Raw genomic sequence first — 16,858 nt, 5'->3', positions numbered from 1 at the left:
ACGATGAAACAACTTACCAAGGCACTGGCCGTAGTTTCGCTGGTGGGGGGACTGATCACCGGGCCGCAGGCGTCGGCCGAGCCCTTCAAGGTGGGGGTCTGCTATGACCTCAGCAAGGCTTACACATTTGCCACGCCCCAGGTCTCTCAGGCCGCGATGGATCTGGCAAAGCTGATAAACATGCAGGGCGGTATCGGTGGCGAGCCGGTTGAAGTCATCGTGCGCGACCATGCCAACGAACCGCAACGCGGAATCGAATGCTATACCCGGCTCACCCGCGAGGGGGTCTTTGTCTTCGATACGCTGTCCACACCGGTGTCTCTGGCGATCCTGCCGCGCGCGATGCAAGACGAACGCATTCTCATGCAGTCGCTTGTCGGTCGCGGCGATGCCGTGGATGGCACCGTTTTCGAATGGGTCTATCCGGCCGGTCCGACCTACTGGGGGCAGGCCGCCAACAACATTGCCTATATCAAGCAGGTGCACGACGGCGATCTGTCGGACGTCAAGGTCGGCTACATCTATTTCGACTACCCGTTCGGGCAGGAGCCGATCGAAATTCTCCAGAAGTTATCGGAACAGGAGGGTTTCGAGCTTCTGCTCTATCCCGTTCCGCTGCCGGGCAGCGATCAGTCGGGCGCCTGGTCGAAAATGCGCCGCGACAAGCCCGATCACGTGATCTCGTGGATGCTCGGCGGCGCGCATGTCGTTGCCTCGAAAGAGATGCAGCGCAACCGCATTCCGATGGAGAAGTACATTTCGGTCAACTGGCTGAACGAGGTGGATATCGCCAATATCGGTGCAGAGGCGGCCGCCGGGCTGAAGCGCGGCACCAATGTCGTGGGCGGGCAGGATATCGCCTTGCGGACGGAAATCATAAGTGAACTCTACGATAACGGCGAAGGCTCGGGTCCGCTGGTCAATACCCAGGACGTTTACTACAACACCGGGCTGGCGATGTACTCGATCATCTTCGAGGCAGCGCGACGGGCGGCAGAGTCGGAAGGCCTTCCGATCACGGCGCAGTCCTACAAGTCGGGTCTGGAGTCGCTTGAAAACTATGACGCCAATGGGCTGATGGCACCGATTACCGTGACAGCGGAGGATCACGGCGGCGGTGGCAAGACCCGTATCGAGATGTGGGACGGAGAAACCTGGGTGCCGCAAACCGACTGGATCGCGGAATACAGCGATGTCGTTTGGGAAGTGGTCAAGGAAAGTTCATCCAAATACAAAGAGTGATGGGCAGTTAGCCAATGGGGCGGCGCCGCGCCCGCAAACGATAAAGTCGCCCACCAATCAATCAACAGGAGATAACAATGCAGATCAGACAGTATATCAAGGCAGTGGCCCTTACCACCGTATTGGCGACCGGGGCGACAGTCGCGGCCGCCCAGGACAAGGAACCGATCCGCTTCGGGCTTTGCTTTGACCTCAGCAAATCGTACACCTTCGTGACGCCTCAGGTGGCGCAGGCCGCGCAAGACCTTGCGATGTACACCAACGACAACGGTGGCATCGAGGGCCATCCGGTCGAGATCATCGTGCGCGACCACGGCAACGAACCCCAGCGTGGTGTGGAATGCTATGAGCAGCTCAAGCGGGACGGGGTGTTTATATTCAACTTCCTGTCCACGCCGGTTTCAAACGCGGCCCTGCCCCGCGTCATGAAGGATGGCAACATCCTGATGCAATCGTTCGTTGGACGCGGCGACGCAGTGGATGGTGAAGTGTTCGAGTGGGTTTTCCCGGTAGGCCCAACCTATTGGCAGCAGGCTGCCAACGATGTGGCTTTCATCAAGGAGCAGATGGGCGGAGATCTCGCGAGCGCGAAGATCGGCTTCATCTATCTGGACTATCCCTTCGGCCAGGAGCCGATCGAGATCCTGAAAACGCTCTCCGAGAAAGAGGGTTTCGAGTTGGAACTCTATCCGGTTGCGCTGCCAGGTTCGGACCAGTCCGGTGCATGGAGCAAGATTCGACGCGACAAGCCTGACTATGTGATCAGCTGGCTGCTGGCCGGCGGGCATGTGGTTGCCTCCAAGGAAATGCGTCGCAATCGCTTCCCGATCGACCGTTACCTGACATCGAACTGGCTGAACGAGGTCGACATCGCCAACATCGGCACAGAGGAGGCCAAAGGTATTCTTCGTGGAACCAACGTCGCAGGTGGCCAGGAAGTGCCGATCGTCAAGACGATGCTGGAAACCTATTATGCCAACGGCGAGGGCAGTGGCCCAGAAAGCCTGGTTCGGGACGTGTATTACAATACCGGCTTGGCAATCTATTCCGTCGGGGTCGAGGCCGCGCGCATTGCGATTGCCGAGAATGGCTGGCCGCTCACGCCGGAAAGCATGAAGACCGGCTATGAATTGCTTTCCGGCTTTGACGCCAACGGCCTCATGGCGCCGGTCACGCTAACTGCGGAAGACCACGGTGGCGGCGGCAAGACCCGCATCGAACAGTGGGACGGCGAGGCCTGGGTTCCGCTGACCGACTGGAGCGCCGACTATCTCGACGTGGTGTGGGAGGTGATCGAGGAAAGCTCCGAAAAGTTTTCTGTTGAATGACCTTGCGCTCCCCCGCGGCCTCACGTCGCGGGGGAGCCTCAAACCTGGCATTCGCGTCAGGTTTTTCCCAATAAAACCAGGCGGACATCATGAACCCTATTGACCTGAAGATTGAAGACGGCATCGCGACCGTCAGCATCAACCGACCCGAACGGAAAAACGCACTTTCCGTGGCCGCAACGAACGGGCTGACGGATGCCTGGGAAAAGATCGAGGTGGACGACAGCGTTCGTGTGGCCATTCTGACTTCGGCCGATTGCGGCGTGTTCTGTGCCGGGCTGGATCTCAAGGAAGCCACCCAGATCGCGCGGGACGAGGGTGTCGATATCCTGTCCAAGATGCGCGACCCGTTTCACGAAACCATGCGCGCCTGCAAGAAGCCCATCATCGCGGCCATGACCGGATCCCTGATGGCCGGCGGCATGATGCTGACGCTTAACTGCGATCTTCGTGTCGGCCTCAAGGGCACCAAGGTCGGCATTACCGAAGTCAAGATCGGGCGCGGGTCGCCTTGGGCGGCTCCGGCGCTGTCGATGCTGCCGCAACCCATCCTCATGGAAATCGTTTTGACTGGCGATCTGATGCCGATCGAACGATTGCACGATTACGGGTTTACCAATTACCTAGAAGACTCCCCGGACGCCGTGCGGGAGCGGGCGCATGAGCTTGCCAAGCGTATTGCCGGGGCGGCACCGCTTTCCGTTGTGGCAGCAAAAGGCAGCGTTCGGGCCACGATGGATCTCGGCTGCGCTGATGGTCTGGAAGAGGGAAAGCGCCTGCATGAGGTCGTCTATGCCAGCAATGACGCGATCGAAGGCCCCAAGGCTTTTGCGGAAAAGCGCGCGCCGGACTGGACCGGAACCTGATGGATGTCGAGATGACCGAACTTATTTGCCTTGAGAGGGATGGTCCAATTGGCATCCTGCGCTTTCTTCAGCCGGGGAAGCGCAACCCATACAGCATTGCGTTCGTCAAGGAACTGGTGACGCTCCTGCAAGAAGCCGACCAAGACGATACGATCCGCGCTGTCATCATGACCGGTGGCGAACATTTCAGCAGCGGCGGGGATCTGGTCGGCTTCCAGTCCGAGGTCGCCAGGGGGGCCAGGGCTACGTCCGAAATGGTCGACAAGGTTCATGATGGCGGACGTGCGGCCTATCTGTTTCGCAAACCTCTGATTTCCGCGGTATGCGGCGTGGCTTTTGGCGCGGGTCTAAGCCTGGCCTTGTCGGCGGACATTGTCGTTGCCGCCGAAGATGCCCGGCTGTGCGAAGTTTTTGTGCGCGTCGGTGGCTGTCCGGATACGGGTTCAAGCTGGCTGCTTCAGCAACGCGCCGGCGCGGGGGTGGCGCGGATGCTCGTTCTTACCGGTCGTGAGATCGACGGGCGAACCGCCAAGGACCTGCGCGTCGTGGAAGAGTGCGTTTCGGCCGAGCACGTCGAGGCGCGGGCGCTTGAGATCGCCCGGGAAATCGCCCCGCATCCGATGTTCGGCGTACAGACTGCAAAGCGTGTGATGCGCAGCTCCGCAGAGTGTGGCTATCTGGACGCGCTGGACATCGAGCGTGATGCCCAAAGCGTCCTGCTGTGCGCGCATGATTTTCCAGAAGCCATGAAAGCGTTTTCGGAAAAGCGAAAACCCGAATTCAAGGACCGCTGAGGCGGTCGATACCACATCGAGAATACAAGGAGACCGATGTTATGAAGGTACTTGTGCCGGTCAAGCGCGTGATCGACTACAACGTGAAGGTTCGCGTCAAAGCGGACGGATCGGGTGTCGATCTCGCCAACGTCAAGATGTCGATGAACCCGTTCGACGAAATCGCCGTCGAAGAGGCGATCCGCCTGAAAGAGGCCGGCAAGGCCGAAGAGGTGGTCGCGGTATCCATCGGCGTCAAGCAGGCGCAGGAAACCCTGCGCACCGCACTGGCCATGGGCGCCGACCGCGCCATCCTGGTCGTTGCAGCGGATGACGTACACCAGGATATCGAGCCGCTGGCAGTGGCCAAGATCCTTGCCAAGGTCGTGGAAGAAGAACAGCCCGGTCTGGTTCTCTGCGGCAAGCAGGCGATCGACAACGACATGAACGCCACCGGCCAGATGCTGTCGGCGATCCTGGGTTGGAGCCAGGCGACCTTTGCCTCGGAAGTGGGCATCGACGGCGACAGCGCCGTCGTCACCCGCGAGGTCGATGGCGGCCTGCAGACCATCAAGGTTAAGATGCCGACCGTCGTTTCCGTCGACCTGCGCCTGAACGAACCGCGCTATGCGTCGCTGCCCAACATCATGAAGGCCAAGAAAAAGCCGCTGGATGAAAAGACCGCCGCCGATTACGGCGTCGACGTCACCCCGCGCCTGACCGTGGTCAAGATGTCCGAGCCGGCCGAACGCGCCGCCGGTGAAATGGTTGGCTCGGTCGACGAGCTGGTTGTGAAACTCAAGGAAAAGGGGGCGGTGTGATGGCTGTTCTTCTTCTTGCCGAAGTCAACAATGGTGAACTGTCGATGGACGCGACCGCAAAGGCGGTCACCGCGTCCAAGGCCCTGGGCGACGTGACGGTTCTGTGCGCCGGCGCATCCGCCGCCGACGCCGCGAAAGAAGCCGCGACAATCGACGGCGCGGCCAAGGTACTGGTCGCCGAAGACCCCGCGCTGGGTCATCGCCTTGCGGAATCGACCGCGGACCTGATCGTGTCGCTGGCAGGCGACTACGATCATATCGTGGCGCCCGCCACCACCGACGCCAAGAACGTGCTGCCCCGCGTGGCCGCGCTGCTGGACGTGATGATGCTGACCGACGTCTCGGGCGTGGTCGATGCCGATACGTTCGAGCGCCCGATCTATGCAGGTAACGCGATCCAGACGGTGAAATCGGGCGACGCGAAAAAGGTCGTGTCCTTCCGCACCGCCAGCTTCGACGCGGCCGGCACCGGTGGCTCCGCCGCCGTGGAAACCATGGGCGGAGCCACCGCCTCGGGCCTGTCGGAATGGGTCGAAGACAAGGTCGCCGAAAGCGACCGGCCCGAGCTGACCTCGGCCGGCGTGGTCGTGTCGGGTGGCCGTGGCGTCGGATCGGAAGATGATTTCGCGCTGATCGAAAAACTGGCCGACAAACTGGGCGCCGCCGTCGGCGCATCACGCGCCGCCGTCGACTCGGGCTTTGCGCCGAACGACTGGCAGGTTGGTCAGACCGGCAAGGTGGTTGCGCCTGACCTCTATATTGCCGTCGGCATTTCGGGTGCGATCCAGCACCTTGCGGGCATGAAGGACAGCAAGATCATCGTCGCGATCAACAAGGACGAAGAGGCCCCGATCTTCCAGGTGGCCGATTATGGCCTCGTCGCCGACCTGTTCGAAGCCGTGCCCGAGCTGATCGAAAAGCTTTAAGGGCACACGGCACGACCGGTTAAAACGCATCAAAGGCCCGCCGAACCTCTGGCGGGCCTTTTACACGAGCCGAATGGGCGGCGCGTGGATTGGATAAACCCGGATTCGTACGGTTTGAAGCCTTGTGACGCTCCGTCATAACAGCGCCGGTTCGTTGTCAAGAAATTTAACGCTTGTTTGATTTTTGCTCAATGCAAGTATGACTCGATAGGAACAATAAATGTCTCTGATCAAGAATTCCCCCAGCTGGGTAGTGGATGAACACAAGATGTTCGCCGATAGTACACGCAGGCTTTTCGATACAGAGATGGCTCCGTACATTGAAAAATGGGCGGAGCAGGGCATTGTTGACCGCGACTTCTGGAAAACAGTCGGTCGACAGGGTGTCATGGGCGGCTCGATTGCCGAAGAATATGGCGGGTTCGGTGGCGGCATCGGGTTCGACGCGATTACCGTTTACGAGCAAGGGCGCACCGGTGATACGGGTTGGGGCTATGGGATCCAGTCTATCGTAATCCATTACCTCAACGCATATGGCAGCGAAGAACAGAAGAAAAAGTGGTTGCCCAAGTTGGTCAGCGGTGACCATGTCGCGGCCATCGCGATGACCGAGCCGGGAACGGGCTCTGACCTCCAGAACGTCCAGACCTATGCGGAAAAGGATGGCAACCACTACAAGATCAACGGATCGAAGATCTTCATCACCAACGGGCACACGGCGGATCTGGTTGTGATCGTGGCAAAGACCGACCGCAACGCCGGCGCCAGGGGCGTTTCGTTGATCGTTCTGGAAACCGAGGGCGCCGAGGGCTTTCGCCGGGGACGGAACCTGAAGAAACTGGGCATGAAAGGTTCGGATACGGCTGAGCTGTTCTTCGAGGATGTGCGCGTACCTACGGCGAACCTGCTTGGTCCGGAAGAGGGACAGGGGTTCTACCAGCTGATGAAGCAGCTGCCTTGGGAGCGGCTGATGATCGGCATTACCGCGCTCGGTTTTATTGATTTTGCGATCGATGAAACTGTGAAATATGTTCAGGATCGCGAGGCATTTGGAAGCCGGATCATGGATTTTCAGAATACACGCTTCAAACTGGCGGAATGCAAAACCAAGGCCGAATTGCTGCGTTCCTTCGTCAATGACGGGCTCGCGCGTCTTGAAGCGGGCGAACTTGATGCGGCCACGGCTTCGATGGCGAAATGGTGGGGCAGCCAGACGCAGAATGAGGTCATGCATGAATGCCTGCAACTGCATGGCGGCTACGGCTTCATGATGGAGTTCCCGATCGCGCGGCTGTACGCTGACAGTCGGGTGCAGATGATCTATGGCGGCACCAACGAAATCATGAAGGAACTGATAGCACGTTCGATGGACGTCTGATCCGTCCGGTGCCGGGTGGGGTTATTCCCCGTCCGGCCCCAGAATTTCGTCGCTGTGTTCCCCAAGTCGCGGGGCCGGGCGATGATCATGTCGCGCGGGGGTCGCCGAAAAGCGAACCGGGGGGCGTGTCGTCCAGATCGCACCTTCGGTTGGGTGATCAATCCGTTGAAAGAACCCGGTTGCGGCAAGATGGGGATCGTTCGGCAAATCCGACAGGTTGCGCACCGGCATGGCGGGTATGTCGGCCTGCTCCATAAGGTCAAGCCAGTCATCCGTGGTCCGGGTCAGCGCAATCTGCGCCACCATATCGTATACCGCGCCGATGTTGCGGCTTCGGGCATCCATGTCAGTGACCCAGACATGGTCGATCATGTCGTCGCGCCCAACCGTCTTGAAGAACCGCGCCCATTGCACGTTGGTGTAGGGCAGAATGGTGATATAGCCATCTGCCGTCTGAACCGGACGCCTGTGCGGAACCAGCATGCGGGCATAGCCGAAATCCTGCGGACTCTCCTCGAAGGTGGCGCCATCCATGTGTTCGGCCAGCAGGAAGGCGGCCAGCGTCTCAAACATCGGAACTTCGACATGCTGGGCCTGTCCCGTACGCTCGCGGTGGAACAGGGCGCCCATCACGGCATAGGCGGCGGTCACGCCGCCAAGCTTGTCGGCCAGAATCGTCGGGGCATAAGCGGGCGGTGCCTCGGGGTCGCGCAAGGTTGCCAGGCTGGCCAATCCCGACACCGACTGGACAGAATCGTCGAATGCAGGCTTGGCGGCATAGGGTCCGTCCTGCCCGAAACCGGTGGCGGATACCGTGATCAAGTTCGGGTTTTCTTGGCGTAGAGTTTCGGGATCCAAAGACAATCTGGCCAGCGCCGCAGGCCGAATGCTCGAAATCATCACATCGGCATCGATGAGCAGTTTGCGCATCTGATCGCGACCGGTTTGCGTTTTGAGGTCCAGTACGACACTGCGCTTGTTGCGGTTGGCCCCCAGAAAAGCGGCACCCATCAGCTTGTTGCGCGATGGCTGGACCTGTCGAAGAAGATCGCCCTCGGGGCCTTCCACCTTGATCACATCGGCCCCCAGATCGCCCAGCATCTGTGTTGCCAAAGGTCCGAAAACCACAGAAGTCAGATCGACGATCTTCACGCCATGAAGGATCGCCGGTTTGTTCTCAGCGGTCATTTGGTTGTCCACCCTTTTAGTTGTCCACCGTTTTCATGAGAGGGGCCCGAATTCGGCGCGAATGGCTTCACCTTCCGCATCGAAGGCCGGGCAGGGGCCCAGTGCCGTTTCGCCGAGGCTGCGCCGGATCGGGGGTGTCGGGACGTTGATCTCGCCCGAGGGTGTGCCTATCAAGGATCGGTCAAGCTGCGGGTGATCGGACAGGGCCGCCACGTCGTTCACCGCGCCGGAGGCTATGCCCGCAGCGTCAAGGCGCTTCAGGATCTCGGTGCGATCATGCGAGGCGAATACGGTCTTGATGAGAACTTCGAGCGCGGGTTTGTTTTCAATTCGCGACGTGTTGTCATGGAACCGGGGGTCGGTTGCCAAAGCCGCATCGCCCAGTATGTGTTCACAGAACCGTTGCCATTCGCCGCTGTGCTGAACGGTAATGACGACAAGCTGACCGTCCTTGCATTCATAGGCCCCGTACGGGCAGATGACCGTGTGGTTCAGTCCGACACGAGGTGTCGGCTTGCCAAGGTAATCGTGATACAGCAGCGGAACCGACATCCAGTCGGCCATCACATCAAACATTGCCACGGAAACGCCGCTGCCCTTGCCGGTGCGATCACGCCCGACAAGTGCTTCGCATATTCCGGCATGGGCTGTCATACCGGTGGCGATATCGCAGACCGACACGCCCACCCGTCCTGGTCCGTCAGGTGTACCGGTCACTGATGCCAGACCGCTCTCGCATTGCACCAGAAGGTCATAGGCCTTGGCGTTGCGCATCGGGCCGTCTTCGCCATATCCGGTGATGTCGCAGGTCACGAGACGCGGGAATCTCTCTCGCAGACTCGCTGAATCGAGCCCGAGCTTGGCCAGCGCGCCCGGCAGCAGGTTTTGAATGAACACATCTGCGTTTTCCAGCATCCTGAGCAGGATTTCACGGTCTTCGTCGGCCTTAATGTCCAAGGCGACCGATTCTTTGCCTCGGTTCAGCCATGTGAAATAGGCGCTTTCACCGTTGGCGGCGGTATCGTAGGCGCGGGCGAAATCGCCTGCGCCCTTGCGTTCGATCTTGATCACGCGCGCGCCGGCGTCGGCCAGCCGCGAGGAGCAAAAAGGCGCGGCGACTGCCTGTTCCAGCGCAACGACGAGTTTGCCGGAAAGGGGGGCTAAGTCTGAACCTGACATGAGTTTCTCTCAATTGATCCTGAAAGGTTGACTAAATCTAACAATTGTTAGAAACATTATCAATACGCTTAACAAAGACTGGATCGCTTGAAGGAGAACACCTATGCAGGATGCCAAAGGACCAGACCAGCTTTTCCAACGCGCGCTGGCAGAAGGCGAGATCCTGCTGCCCGAGTGCGACGACTGCGGGGCCTATCACTTTTTCCCGCGAGTCCTGTGTCCACATTGTCATGGCGCCGCGATTTCGTGGAAGCAGGCCACCGGCAAGGGACGGGTTTACACCACAACCGTCGTGCGCCGCAGCGCTGACCGCGGCGGCGACTACAACGTGTGCATGGTCGAGCTTCAAGAAGGCGTTCGGATGATGAGCCGGGTCGAAGGCATTGCCCCGGGTGAGGTCGCCATCGACATGGCTGTAACCGCTTTCGTGGGCGAGGCCGAGGGCGCTCCGGCCGTGCTTTTCAAGCCGTCGGAGGTATAAGTCATGACCACAGAACTTCGGGGGAAATCCGCCATCGTGGGAACCGGTCATGCCGGTTTCGGAGAAGCCCATGGCCTGACGGCCTATGATGTCATGGCGCAATCCGCGCTTGCGGCGCTTGGCGATGCCGGGCTGAAACTGTCCGACGTCGACGGGCTGTTCTGCACCATGATGGAAGACAGCATGCCGGCGCTTATGGCGGCTGAATACCTGGGCATCCAGCCCCGTTTCATCGATGGCACGATGTCGGGCGGTTCGTCCTTCGTAAACTACCTGACGTCTGCGACCATGGCGCTGGACGCCGGTCTGTGTGATGTCGCGCTGATTGTTTATGGCTCCAACCAGCGCACCGCATCGGGCAGACTGGTGACCGCTTCACGTCCGCCGGCCTACGAGGCGCCGTATAATCCGCGCTATCCGATCTCGGCCTATGCGATGGCGGCGGCGCGGCACATGCATGAATATGGCACCACCCGCGAACAGCTGGCCGACGTGGCCGTTGCCGCGCGGGCCTGGGCGCAGCGCAACCCCGAAGCGTTCGAGCGCGGCCCGCTTACCCGCGAGGACGTGTTGGGTGCGCGCATGGTGGGCGATCCATTGACCGTGCGCGACTGTTGTCTTGTCACCGACGGTGGCGGCGCGATCGTAATGGTCCGCGCGGACCGCGCCCGGGATTTCCCGAAGGCGCCTGTCTATGTGCTGGGCAGTGCTGCGGCAAGCTCGCACCGGCAGATTTCGCAGATGAAGGATTTCACCGTGACCGCAGCCCGCGACTCGGGCGCGCGCGCCTTTGCGGCGGCCGGCGTGACCCCTGCGGACATCCAGGCGGTCGAGCTCTATGATGCCTTCACCATCAACACGATTTTGTTTCTCGAAGATCTTGGGTTCTGCGCGAAGGGCGAGGGAGGGGCCTTTGTCGAGGGCGGACGCATCGCGCCTGGCGGCGTCTTGCCGGTGAACACGAATGGCGGCGGCCTGTCCTGTGTGCACCCCGGGATGTACGGCATCTTCACAGTGATCGAGGCTGCCCGTCAGATCCGTGGCGATGCGCCGGGCATTCAGTTGAAGGATATTGATCTGGCGCTGGCGCATGGCAACGGCGGTGTGCTGTCCAGTCAGGTCACGGCCATACTTGGATCGCAAAACACGCTCTGACGGCAACTAAGGGAGGAAAATAAATGCCATTGGATTTCGATGCACTGTTGAACTGGGACTTTGAGGAAATCGAACAGACGCTGACCGAGCGGGATACCATCCTATATGCACTCGGCCTTGGGTTCGGCGAGGATCCGACCGACAAAAAGGAGCTGGCCTATGTCTATGAGGACGGGCTCAAGGCAGTTCCGTCGATGGCGGTCATTTTGGGGTATCCCGGCTTCTGGCTGCGCGATCCCAAGACCGGCGTAAACTGGCAAAAAGTGCTGCACGGAGAACAGTGGCTCGACATCTACAAGCCACTGCCGACACATGGCCGGATTGTCGGCCGCAGCAAGATCGACTTCATCGCCGACAAGGGCGAGGGCAAGGGAGCCGTCATTTACCAAAGCCGTGATATTATCGACGCGGACAGCGGTGAAAAGCTGGCGCGCGTGGCGATGTCGGCTTTCTGTCGCGGTGATGGGGGGTTTGGCGGTGAAAACCAAGCGGGTCCGGCACCCGCAGTGCTGCCTGATCGGGCGCCTGATCATGTATGTGATATCGATACCCTGCCGCGCCAAGCCCTTATTTATCGTCTCAGCGGTGATTTCAATCCGCTTCATGCTGACCCGGATGTTGCCCGTTCTGTCGGGTTCGACCGCCCGATCCTGCATGGTCTGGCGACCTATGGGCTGGCGGCCCGGGCGATTCTAAAGACGTTGCTTGACTATGATTCTGCCCGGCTTGTCGGTCTGGATGTTCGGTTCTCGGCGCCGGTCTATCCCGGCGAAACCGTGCGGTTCGAAATCTGGGAAGAGGACGGCGAGGCCCGGTTTCGAGCATCTATTCCGGCACGCGACGTGGTTGTTCTGAACAACGGCGCGGCGCGCTTCGCCTGAGGCAGTGAAGATGGCTCAACCGCTCAAGGATATCCTGGTGCTGGATTTCAGCACACTTCTTCCCGGTCCGATGGCGACGCTCATGCTGTCCGAGGCCGGCGCCGAAGTGATCAAGTTCGAGCGTCCCGGAGTCGGCGAGGACGCGCGCCAAACCGAGCCCAAGATCGACGGAGAGAGCATCGGATTTGCCGTGTTGAACCACGGCAAGCGATCGGTGGCCATCGACCTCAAGTCAAGGGGCGCAGTGGAACGTCTGCGCCCCTTGATCGAGAGGGCCGATGTTCTGGTAGAGCAGTTCCGTCCCGGCGTGATGGACCGGCTGGGGCTTGGTTATGAAGCGGTGCGAAAGATCAATCCCGGTCTCATCTATTGTTCGATCACCGGCTATGGCCAGACCGGACCAAAGGCCAGCGCCGCCGGCCACGATCTCAACTACGTCGGTGATGCGGGTATCCTGTCGCTCAGTCGCGGACCGGATGACCAGCCAACTGCCCCGTTCGGGCTGGTCGCCGATATCGGAGGCGGAACCTATCCTGCGGTGATGAATATCCTGCTGGCCCTGATTGCGCGGCAGGCAAGCGGGCAGGGGACGCATCTGGATATCGCAATGGCCGAGGGGGCGTTCGCCTTTGCCTATTGGGCCCATGCCGAAGGTGTGATTGCCGGGCGGAACATCGAAAGCGGTGGCAGCCGTCTGACGGGTGGCCTGGCCCGGTATCGGCTTTATTCGGCTGCGGACGGGCGTCAGATCGCCGTCGGCGCGTTGGAAGAAAAGTTCTGGCAGTCGTTCTGCGATGTCATTGGTTTGCCGGTGGCCCTTCGCGATGACTGGTCCGATCCCAATGCCTGTGCCGCGGAGGTTGCAGGTCGTCTGAGGGAACACCCCTCGACCCATTGGGAGCCTCTGCTGGCTGCGGCCGATTGCTGCTGTTCGGTCGTGAAAACGCCCGCCGAGGCGGCGCGCGACCCGCATTTCAAAGCGCGTGACGTGTTCGGACGGGCCGTAAAAATCTCCGACCGGAACGCGCCTGCTTTGCCGCTGCCAATTGCGCCGGAGTTCCGTTCTTCGGGAAATTCGGTCGGAGTTGCAGCCACTCTGGGCGAAGACAATACGCGTTATGGCGTGGACCAACCAAAGACAGAGTAAATCCCGTTGACGGGCAGGTTTTGAATTGGTAATCTAACATTTGTTAGAAAAAGGAAGGGGCCAATGGACAAGTCTGACGATGACCTGCCGACTGAAGCTGAGCGTTATGTCATGCCATCGCGCTTTGTGGAAAGCGATAGCTTGGAAGTGCAGGGTTTCGTGACATCGGCTTTGCGTGATCTTCCTGTGGACGCAACCAATCGAGACAAGGCGATTCGCCTGTTCGAAACGGTTCGCGACGATATTCGCTATGATCCCTATTGTTTTGCGCTGGATGAGGACTCTTACCGTGCCAGCCGTATCGCTGGGGCGGAAGCGGCGTTTTGCGTTCCCAAGGCAATTCTGCTGGCGGCTTGTCTGCGTGCTGTGGGTATCCCCGCCGCTCTTGGGTTCGCGGATGTGCGCAACCACCTGAATACACCCAAGTTGCAGGAATTGATGGAGACCGATCTCTTTATCTACCACGGCTATGTTCAGTTGTGGTTGGGGAATGAGGCCTACAAGGTGACACCTGCATTCAACATGGAACTGTGTGAAAGATTCGGGGTCAAACCTCTGGTCTTCGACGGATATCACGACGCGCTCTTTCACGAGTTCGACGAACAGAATCACCGTCACATGGAATATGTGAACGACCGTGGGCTCTATTTCGACGCGCCGATGGGTGAGTTTCTGACGACGTTCAAGGAAACCTATCCGAAGCTGGAAGAATTCAACCGCATCCGGATATCCAAGGATGCGAGCGGATACGATGACGGTTTCGCAAAGGAGGGTGCCTCTTGAGGTATCTGGAAGACTTCTCGCCGGGCCAAGTCTATCGCTTTCGCAGCGCTCCGATGAGCGCGGATTCAATAAAGGCGTTTGCCGAGGAATGGGATCCGCAGCGGCTGCACACCGACGAAGACTATGCAACCGCCATACATGGCAGCCTGATCGCCTCGGGCTTTCAGACGATGCTGGAAGTGTTCAGGCCGATCATGGCTGAGATGATGGTCGATGTCGCCAATATCGGTGGCATGGGCTTTGAAAATCTGCGCTGGCTGCGGCCGGTGCGTCCGAACGAACCCCTTGATGTCGAACTGACGGTCAACGCGGTCACGCCGTCAAAGAGCAAGCCCGACAGAGGTGTTTTGCACTATACGCTCAGCGCCAAAAACCCTGAGGGCGAGGTCGTTTTTTCGACCGACACCCCCATGATGATCCTACGAAAGCAAAATGACACAGACTGATATCCTTTCCAGCGAACAAGAAGACCTTCGCCTGTTGCGCGAGAGCGCGCGCACGTTGTTTGAACGGGCGGGCGGAAGTGACAGAGCCCGAAAACTTCGTGATGCCGGGGGCGGTTTCGATGCGGAGATGGTCCGGGAACTCGCCGAGGCCGGTGTTTTCGGGGTGGCGGTGCCTGAAGATCAGGGCGGGCTTGGCATGGGCCTGGCCGCCGGGGGTGTCATCGCCGAGGAAGTCGGCCGTGTGATTGCACCGGAACCGGTCGTGTTGACAATCGGTCTGAGTCTTGGCCTTCTGCGCCGCCTTTGTCCGGATCATCCGAAGATGGCACAGCTCATCGGCGGCGAAATTTCTCTGGCGGTTGCCTGGCAGGAACGCGGTCCGGGCGGGGCGCCCGCCGATGCGACCTGCCGATACGCGGACGGTAAGCTGACCGGTGGCAAGGCCTGGGTCGTCGGTGCGACCGGATCGCAAGGGTTCCTCGTCGTGGCCGAACAAGATGAGGGGCCGGTTCTGGTCTTGACCGAGGCGGACGCGGACGGCCTTGTTATTGACAAGCGGACGCAGGCCGACGGCAGCTCCTCGGGCGAGCTTTCTTTTTCGGGAACGCCAGCTGCGGAACTTGCCCGCGGCGATGCGGTTCAAGCCGCGCTTGAGGAGGCTGTCGTCGATACCACGGCGCTTGCCGCAGCCGAGCTTGTCGGCCTGAGCGGTCGCGCCATTGAGATCACGCTCGACTACATCAAGACGCGCGAGCAGTTCGACAAGCCGATCGGATCATTCCAGGTCATCCAGCACCGTGCCGTCGACCTTAACGTTATGTGCGAGGTCGCGCAGGCCGGAGTGCGGGCGGCGCTTGCGCAGATGGACAGCGAAACCGATCCGAAGGTTCGGACCCCTATTGCCAGCCGCGCCAAGGCGCGCGCCGTCACGGCCGCCAAGAAAATCACCCGCGACGCGATCCAGTTGCATGGCGCAGTCGGATACACGGATGAGTTCGATATCGGGCTCTACCTGAACCGGGCGTTGGTGCTGTCGGCCTGGTTGGGCGACGATACCTATCACAGGCGGATTTGGTTCGAGGCACGCGAAGCAGAGGGGGCAGCACAATGACCGACTGGAATGCAATGAGCGATGCGGAATTCCGCAAAGAAGTGCGCCAGTTCTTCGAAGCGGAATATCCCGAGGAGCTGCGTCATCTGCCGCACCGCCCGAAGTTCGCCGAGATCGAACATTGGCACCGCAAGCTTCACGCCAAGGGCTGGGTCGCACCAGCCTGGCCCGCTGAATTCGGCGGTATGGGCCTGAACGCTGCCAAGCTGCTGATCTTTTATGAAGAGCAGCAGCGCTGGGGCGTCAATCGCGGCCGCGACATGGGCGTGCAGATGGTCGGGCCGCTGATCATCAAATTCGGCACCCGGGAACAAAAAGATTACTGGCTGCCGCGTATCCTGAGTTGCGAAGACATCTGGTGCCAGGGATACTCGGAACCCGGCGCCGGGTCCGATCTGGCGAACCTGCGAACACGCGCAGAGATTGACGGGGACGACTTTGTCATCAACGGACAGAAGATCTGGACCACGATGGCGCATGACGCTACGCACATTTTCATGCTGGTGCGCACCGATCCGGATGCACCCAAGAAACAACAAGGCATCAGTTTCCTGCTCGCTCCGATGGATCAGCCCGGAGTCGATGTGCGCACCATCACGACCCTGTCGGGCGAGACCGAGTTTTGCGAGGTCTTCTTTGACAATGCTCGGACGCCCCGCGAGAACCTTGTCGGCGAGCTGAACAAGGGTTGGACGATGGCCAAGGCTCTCTTGAGCTTCGAACGCATTTTCATCGGTTCGCCAAGTCTGGCCCAGAACGCTCTGGGACAGCTTGAAAGCTTTGCCCGTGGCCGTGGCGCGTTTGACGATCCGGTGTTCCGTGACCGCTTTGCCCAGGCGGCACTGGATGTGGAAGATCATGCCGCGCTTTATGCCCGTTTTGCAGATCAGCTCAAACGTGGCGAGACGCTGGGTGCGGATGTCTCCATGCTGAAGATCTGGGTGACTGAATGCTTCCAGCGCATCACCGAACTGATGATCGAAGCAGCCGGTCCCGATGGCGGCACAATCGGCCCGCTTCAGGTTGGCAATGTTAGCGTCGACGTTTTGTCGAGCTTCTACAAGGCGAGGCCGACGACGATCTATGGCGGCTCGAACGAAATCCAGCGCAACATCCTGTCTAAAGCAGTACTTGGACTGCCGGGTTGAAGCAA

Annotated in this window: 17 protein-coding genes; 15 read left to right on the top strand and 2 right to left on the bottom strand. The window is 60.0% G+C overall.

What is annotated here, in order from left to right; translation table 11 throughout:
* Positions 1-3 precede the first annotated feature (3 nt).
* The 7 genes from RIdsm_RS27635 to RIdsm_RS27605 all read left to right on the top strand — a co-directional run bounded on the left by RIdsm_RS27635 (position 4) and on the right by RIdsm_RS27605 (position 7,334).
* Positions 4-1,242 carry an ABC transporter substrate-binding protein gene (locus RIdsm_RS27635; protein ID WP_057817238.1) on the top strand — a complete coding sequence of 413 codons (1,239 nt, stop codon included), beginning with the start codon at positions 4-6 and terminating at the stop codon, positions 1,240-1,242.
* 77 nt (positions 1,243-1,319) lie between these two features.
* Positions 1,320-2,570, top strand: a complete 1,251-nt coding sequence (locus RIdsm_RS27630) for an ABC transporter substrate-binding protein (RefSeq protein ID WP_057817236.1) — start codon at positions 1,320-1,322, stop codon at positions 2,568-2,570.
* A gap of 89 nt (positions 2,571-2,659) precedes the next feature.
* Positions 2,660-3,436, top strand: coding sequence for an enoyl-CoA hydratase/isomerase family protein (locus RIdsm_RS27625; protein ID WP_057817234.1), 777 nt, complete (start codon positions 2,660-2,662; stop codon positions 3,434-3,436).
* A complete protein-coding gene (locus RIdsm_RS27620; RefSeq protein WP_244955863.1) occupies positions 3,436-4,230 on the top strand; it encodes an enoyl-CoA hydratase/isomerase family protein in 795 nt (264 codons plus the stop codon). Before RIdsm_RS27625 ends, RIdsm_RS27620 begins: the two co-directional genes overlap by 1 nt.
* 41 nt (positions 4,231-4,271) lie before the next feature.
* Positions 4,272-5,030, top strand: a complete 759-nt coding sequence (locus tag RIdsm_RS27615) for an electron transfer flavoprotein subunit beta/FixA family protein (protein WP_057817231.1) — start codon at positions 4,272-4,274, stop codon at positions 5,028-5,030.
* Positions 5,030-5,956: an electron transfer flavoprotein subunit alpha/FixB family protein gene (locus tag RIdsm_RS27610; RefSeq protein WP_057817229.1), complete on the top strand. Its 927-nt coding sequence runs from the start codon at positions 5,030-5,032 to the stop codon at positions 5,954-5,956. Before RIdsm_RS27615 ends, RIdsm_RS27610 begins: the two co-directional genes overlap by 1 nt.
* 220 nt (positions 5,957-6,176) lie before the next feature.
* Complete coding sequence (locus RIdsm_RS27605) at positions 6,177-7,334, top strand: acyl-CoA dehydrogenase family protein (RefSeq protein WP_082647424.1); 1,158 nt, start codon at positions 6,177-6,179, stop codon at positions 7,332-7,334.
* A gap of 21 nt (positions 7,335-7,355) precedes the next feature.
* On the opposite strand, the gene RIdsm_RS27600 is transcribed toward RIdsm_RS27605, so the two are convergent.
* Together RIdsm_RS27600 and RIdsm_RS27595 are read right to left on the bottom strand one after the other, a co-directional pair.
* Positions 7,356-8,522 carry a CaiB/BaiF CoA transferase family protein gene (locus tag RIdsm_RS27600; RefSeq protein WP_057817227.1) on the bottom strand — a complete coding sequence of 389 codons (1,167 nt, stop codon included), beginning with the start codon at positions 8,520-8,522 and terminating at the stop codon, positions 7,356-7,358.
* A gap of 33 nt (positions 8,523-8,555) precedes the next feature.
* A complete protein-coding gene (locus RIdsm_RS27595) occupies positions 8,556-9,701 on the bottom strand; it encodes a CaiB/BaiF CoA transferase family protein (protein WP_057817225.1) in 1,146 nt (381 codons plus the stop codon).
* 103 nt (positions 9,702-9,804) lie between these two features.
* On the opposite strand from RIdsm_RS27595, the gene RIdsm_RS27590 reads away from it, so the two are divergent.
* From RIdsm_RS27590 to RIdsm_RS27555, 8 genes are all read left to right on the top strand, one after another.
* Entirely contained in the window at positions 9,805-10,182 is a 378-nt protein-coding gene (locus RIdsm_RS27590; RefSeq protein ID WP_057817223.1) for a Zn-ribbon domain-containing OB-fold protein, read from the top strand.
* Positions 10,183-10,185: 3 nt separating this feature from the next.
* A complete protein-coding gene (locus RIdsm_RS27585) occupies positions 10,186-11,337 on the top strand; it encodes a thiolase (RefSeq protein WP_057817220.1) in 1,152 nt (383 codons plus the stop codon).
* Positions 11,338-11,360: 23 nt separating this feature from the next.
* Complete coding sequence (locus RIdsm_RS27580; RefSeq protein ID WP_177228438.1) at positions 11,361-12,218, top strand: MaoC/PaaZ C-terminal domain-containing protein; 858 nt, start codon at positions 11,361-11,363, stop codon at positions 12,216-12,218.
* 10 nt (positions 12,219-12,228) lie between these two features.
* Positions 12,229-13,365 (top strand): CaiB/BaiF CoA transferase family protein, encoded by a 1,137-nt coding sequence (locus RIdsm_RS27575; protein ID WP_057817217.1) that lies wholly within the window; start codon positions 12,229-12,231, stop codon positions 13,363-13,365.
* Positions 13,366-13,428: 63 nt separating this feature from the next.
* Positions 13,429-14,148: a transglutaminase-like domain-containing protein gene (locus RIdsm_RS27570; RefSeq protein WP_057817215.1), complete on the top strand. Its 720-nt coding sequence runs from the start codon at positions 13,429-13,431 to the stop codon at positions 14,146-14,148.
* The gene (locus RIdsm_RS27565; protein WP_057817214.1) at positions 14,145-14,594 is read left to right on the top strand and encodes a MaoC family dehydratase; all 450 of its coding nucleotides are present in this window, start codon (positions 14,145-14,147) and stop codon (positions 14,592-14,594) included. Before RIdsm_RS27570 ends, RIdsm_RS27565 begins: the two co-directional genes overlap by 4 nt.
* Positions 14,581-15,705 carry an acyl-CoA dehydrogenase family protein gene (locus RIdsm_RS27560; protein WP_057817211.1) on the top strand — a complete coding sequence of 375 codons (1,125 nt, stop codon included), beginning with the start codon at positions 14,581-14,583 and terminating at the stop codon, positions 15,703-15,705. Before RIdsm_RS27565 ends, RIdsm_RS27560 begins: the two co-directional genes overlap by 14 nt.
* Complete coding sequence (locus tag RIdsm_RS27555; protein ID WP_057817209.1) at positions 15,702-16,853, top strand: acyl-CoA dehydrogenase family protein; 1,152 nt, start codon at positions 15,702-15,704, stop codon at positions 16,851-16,853. The genes RIdsm_RS27560 and RIdsm_RS27555 overlap by 4 nt, the downstream gene beginning before the upstream one ends.
* The last annotated feature ends 5 nt before the right edge of the window (positions 16,854-16,858 follow it).

It is taken from the genome of Roseovarius indicus (assembly GCF_008728195.1).
Lineage (GTDB): Bacteria > Pseudomonadota > Alphaproteobacteria > Rhodobacterales > Rhodobacteraceae > Roseovarius > Roseovarius indicus.
This window is presented reverse-complemented; position numbering and strand designations above follow the sequence as displayed.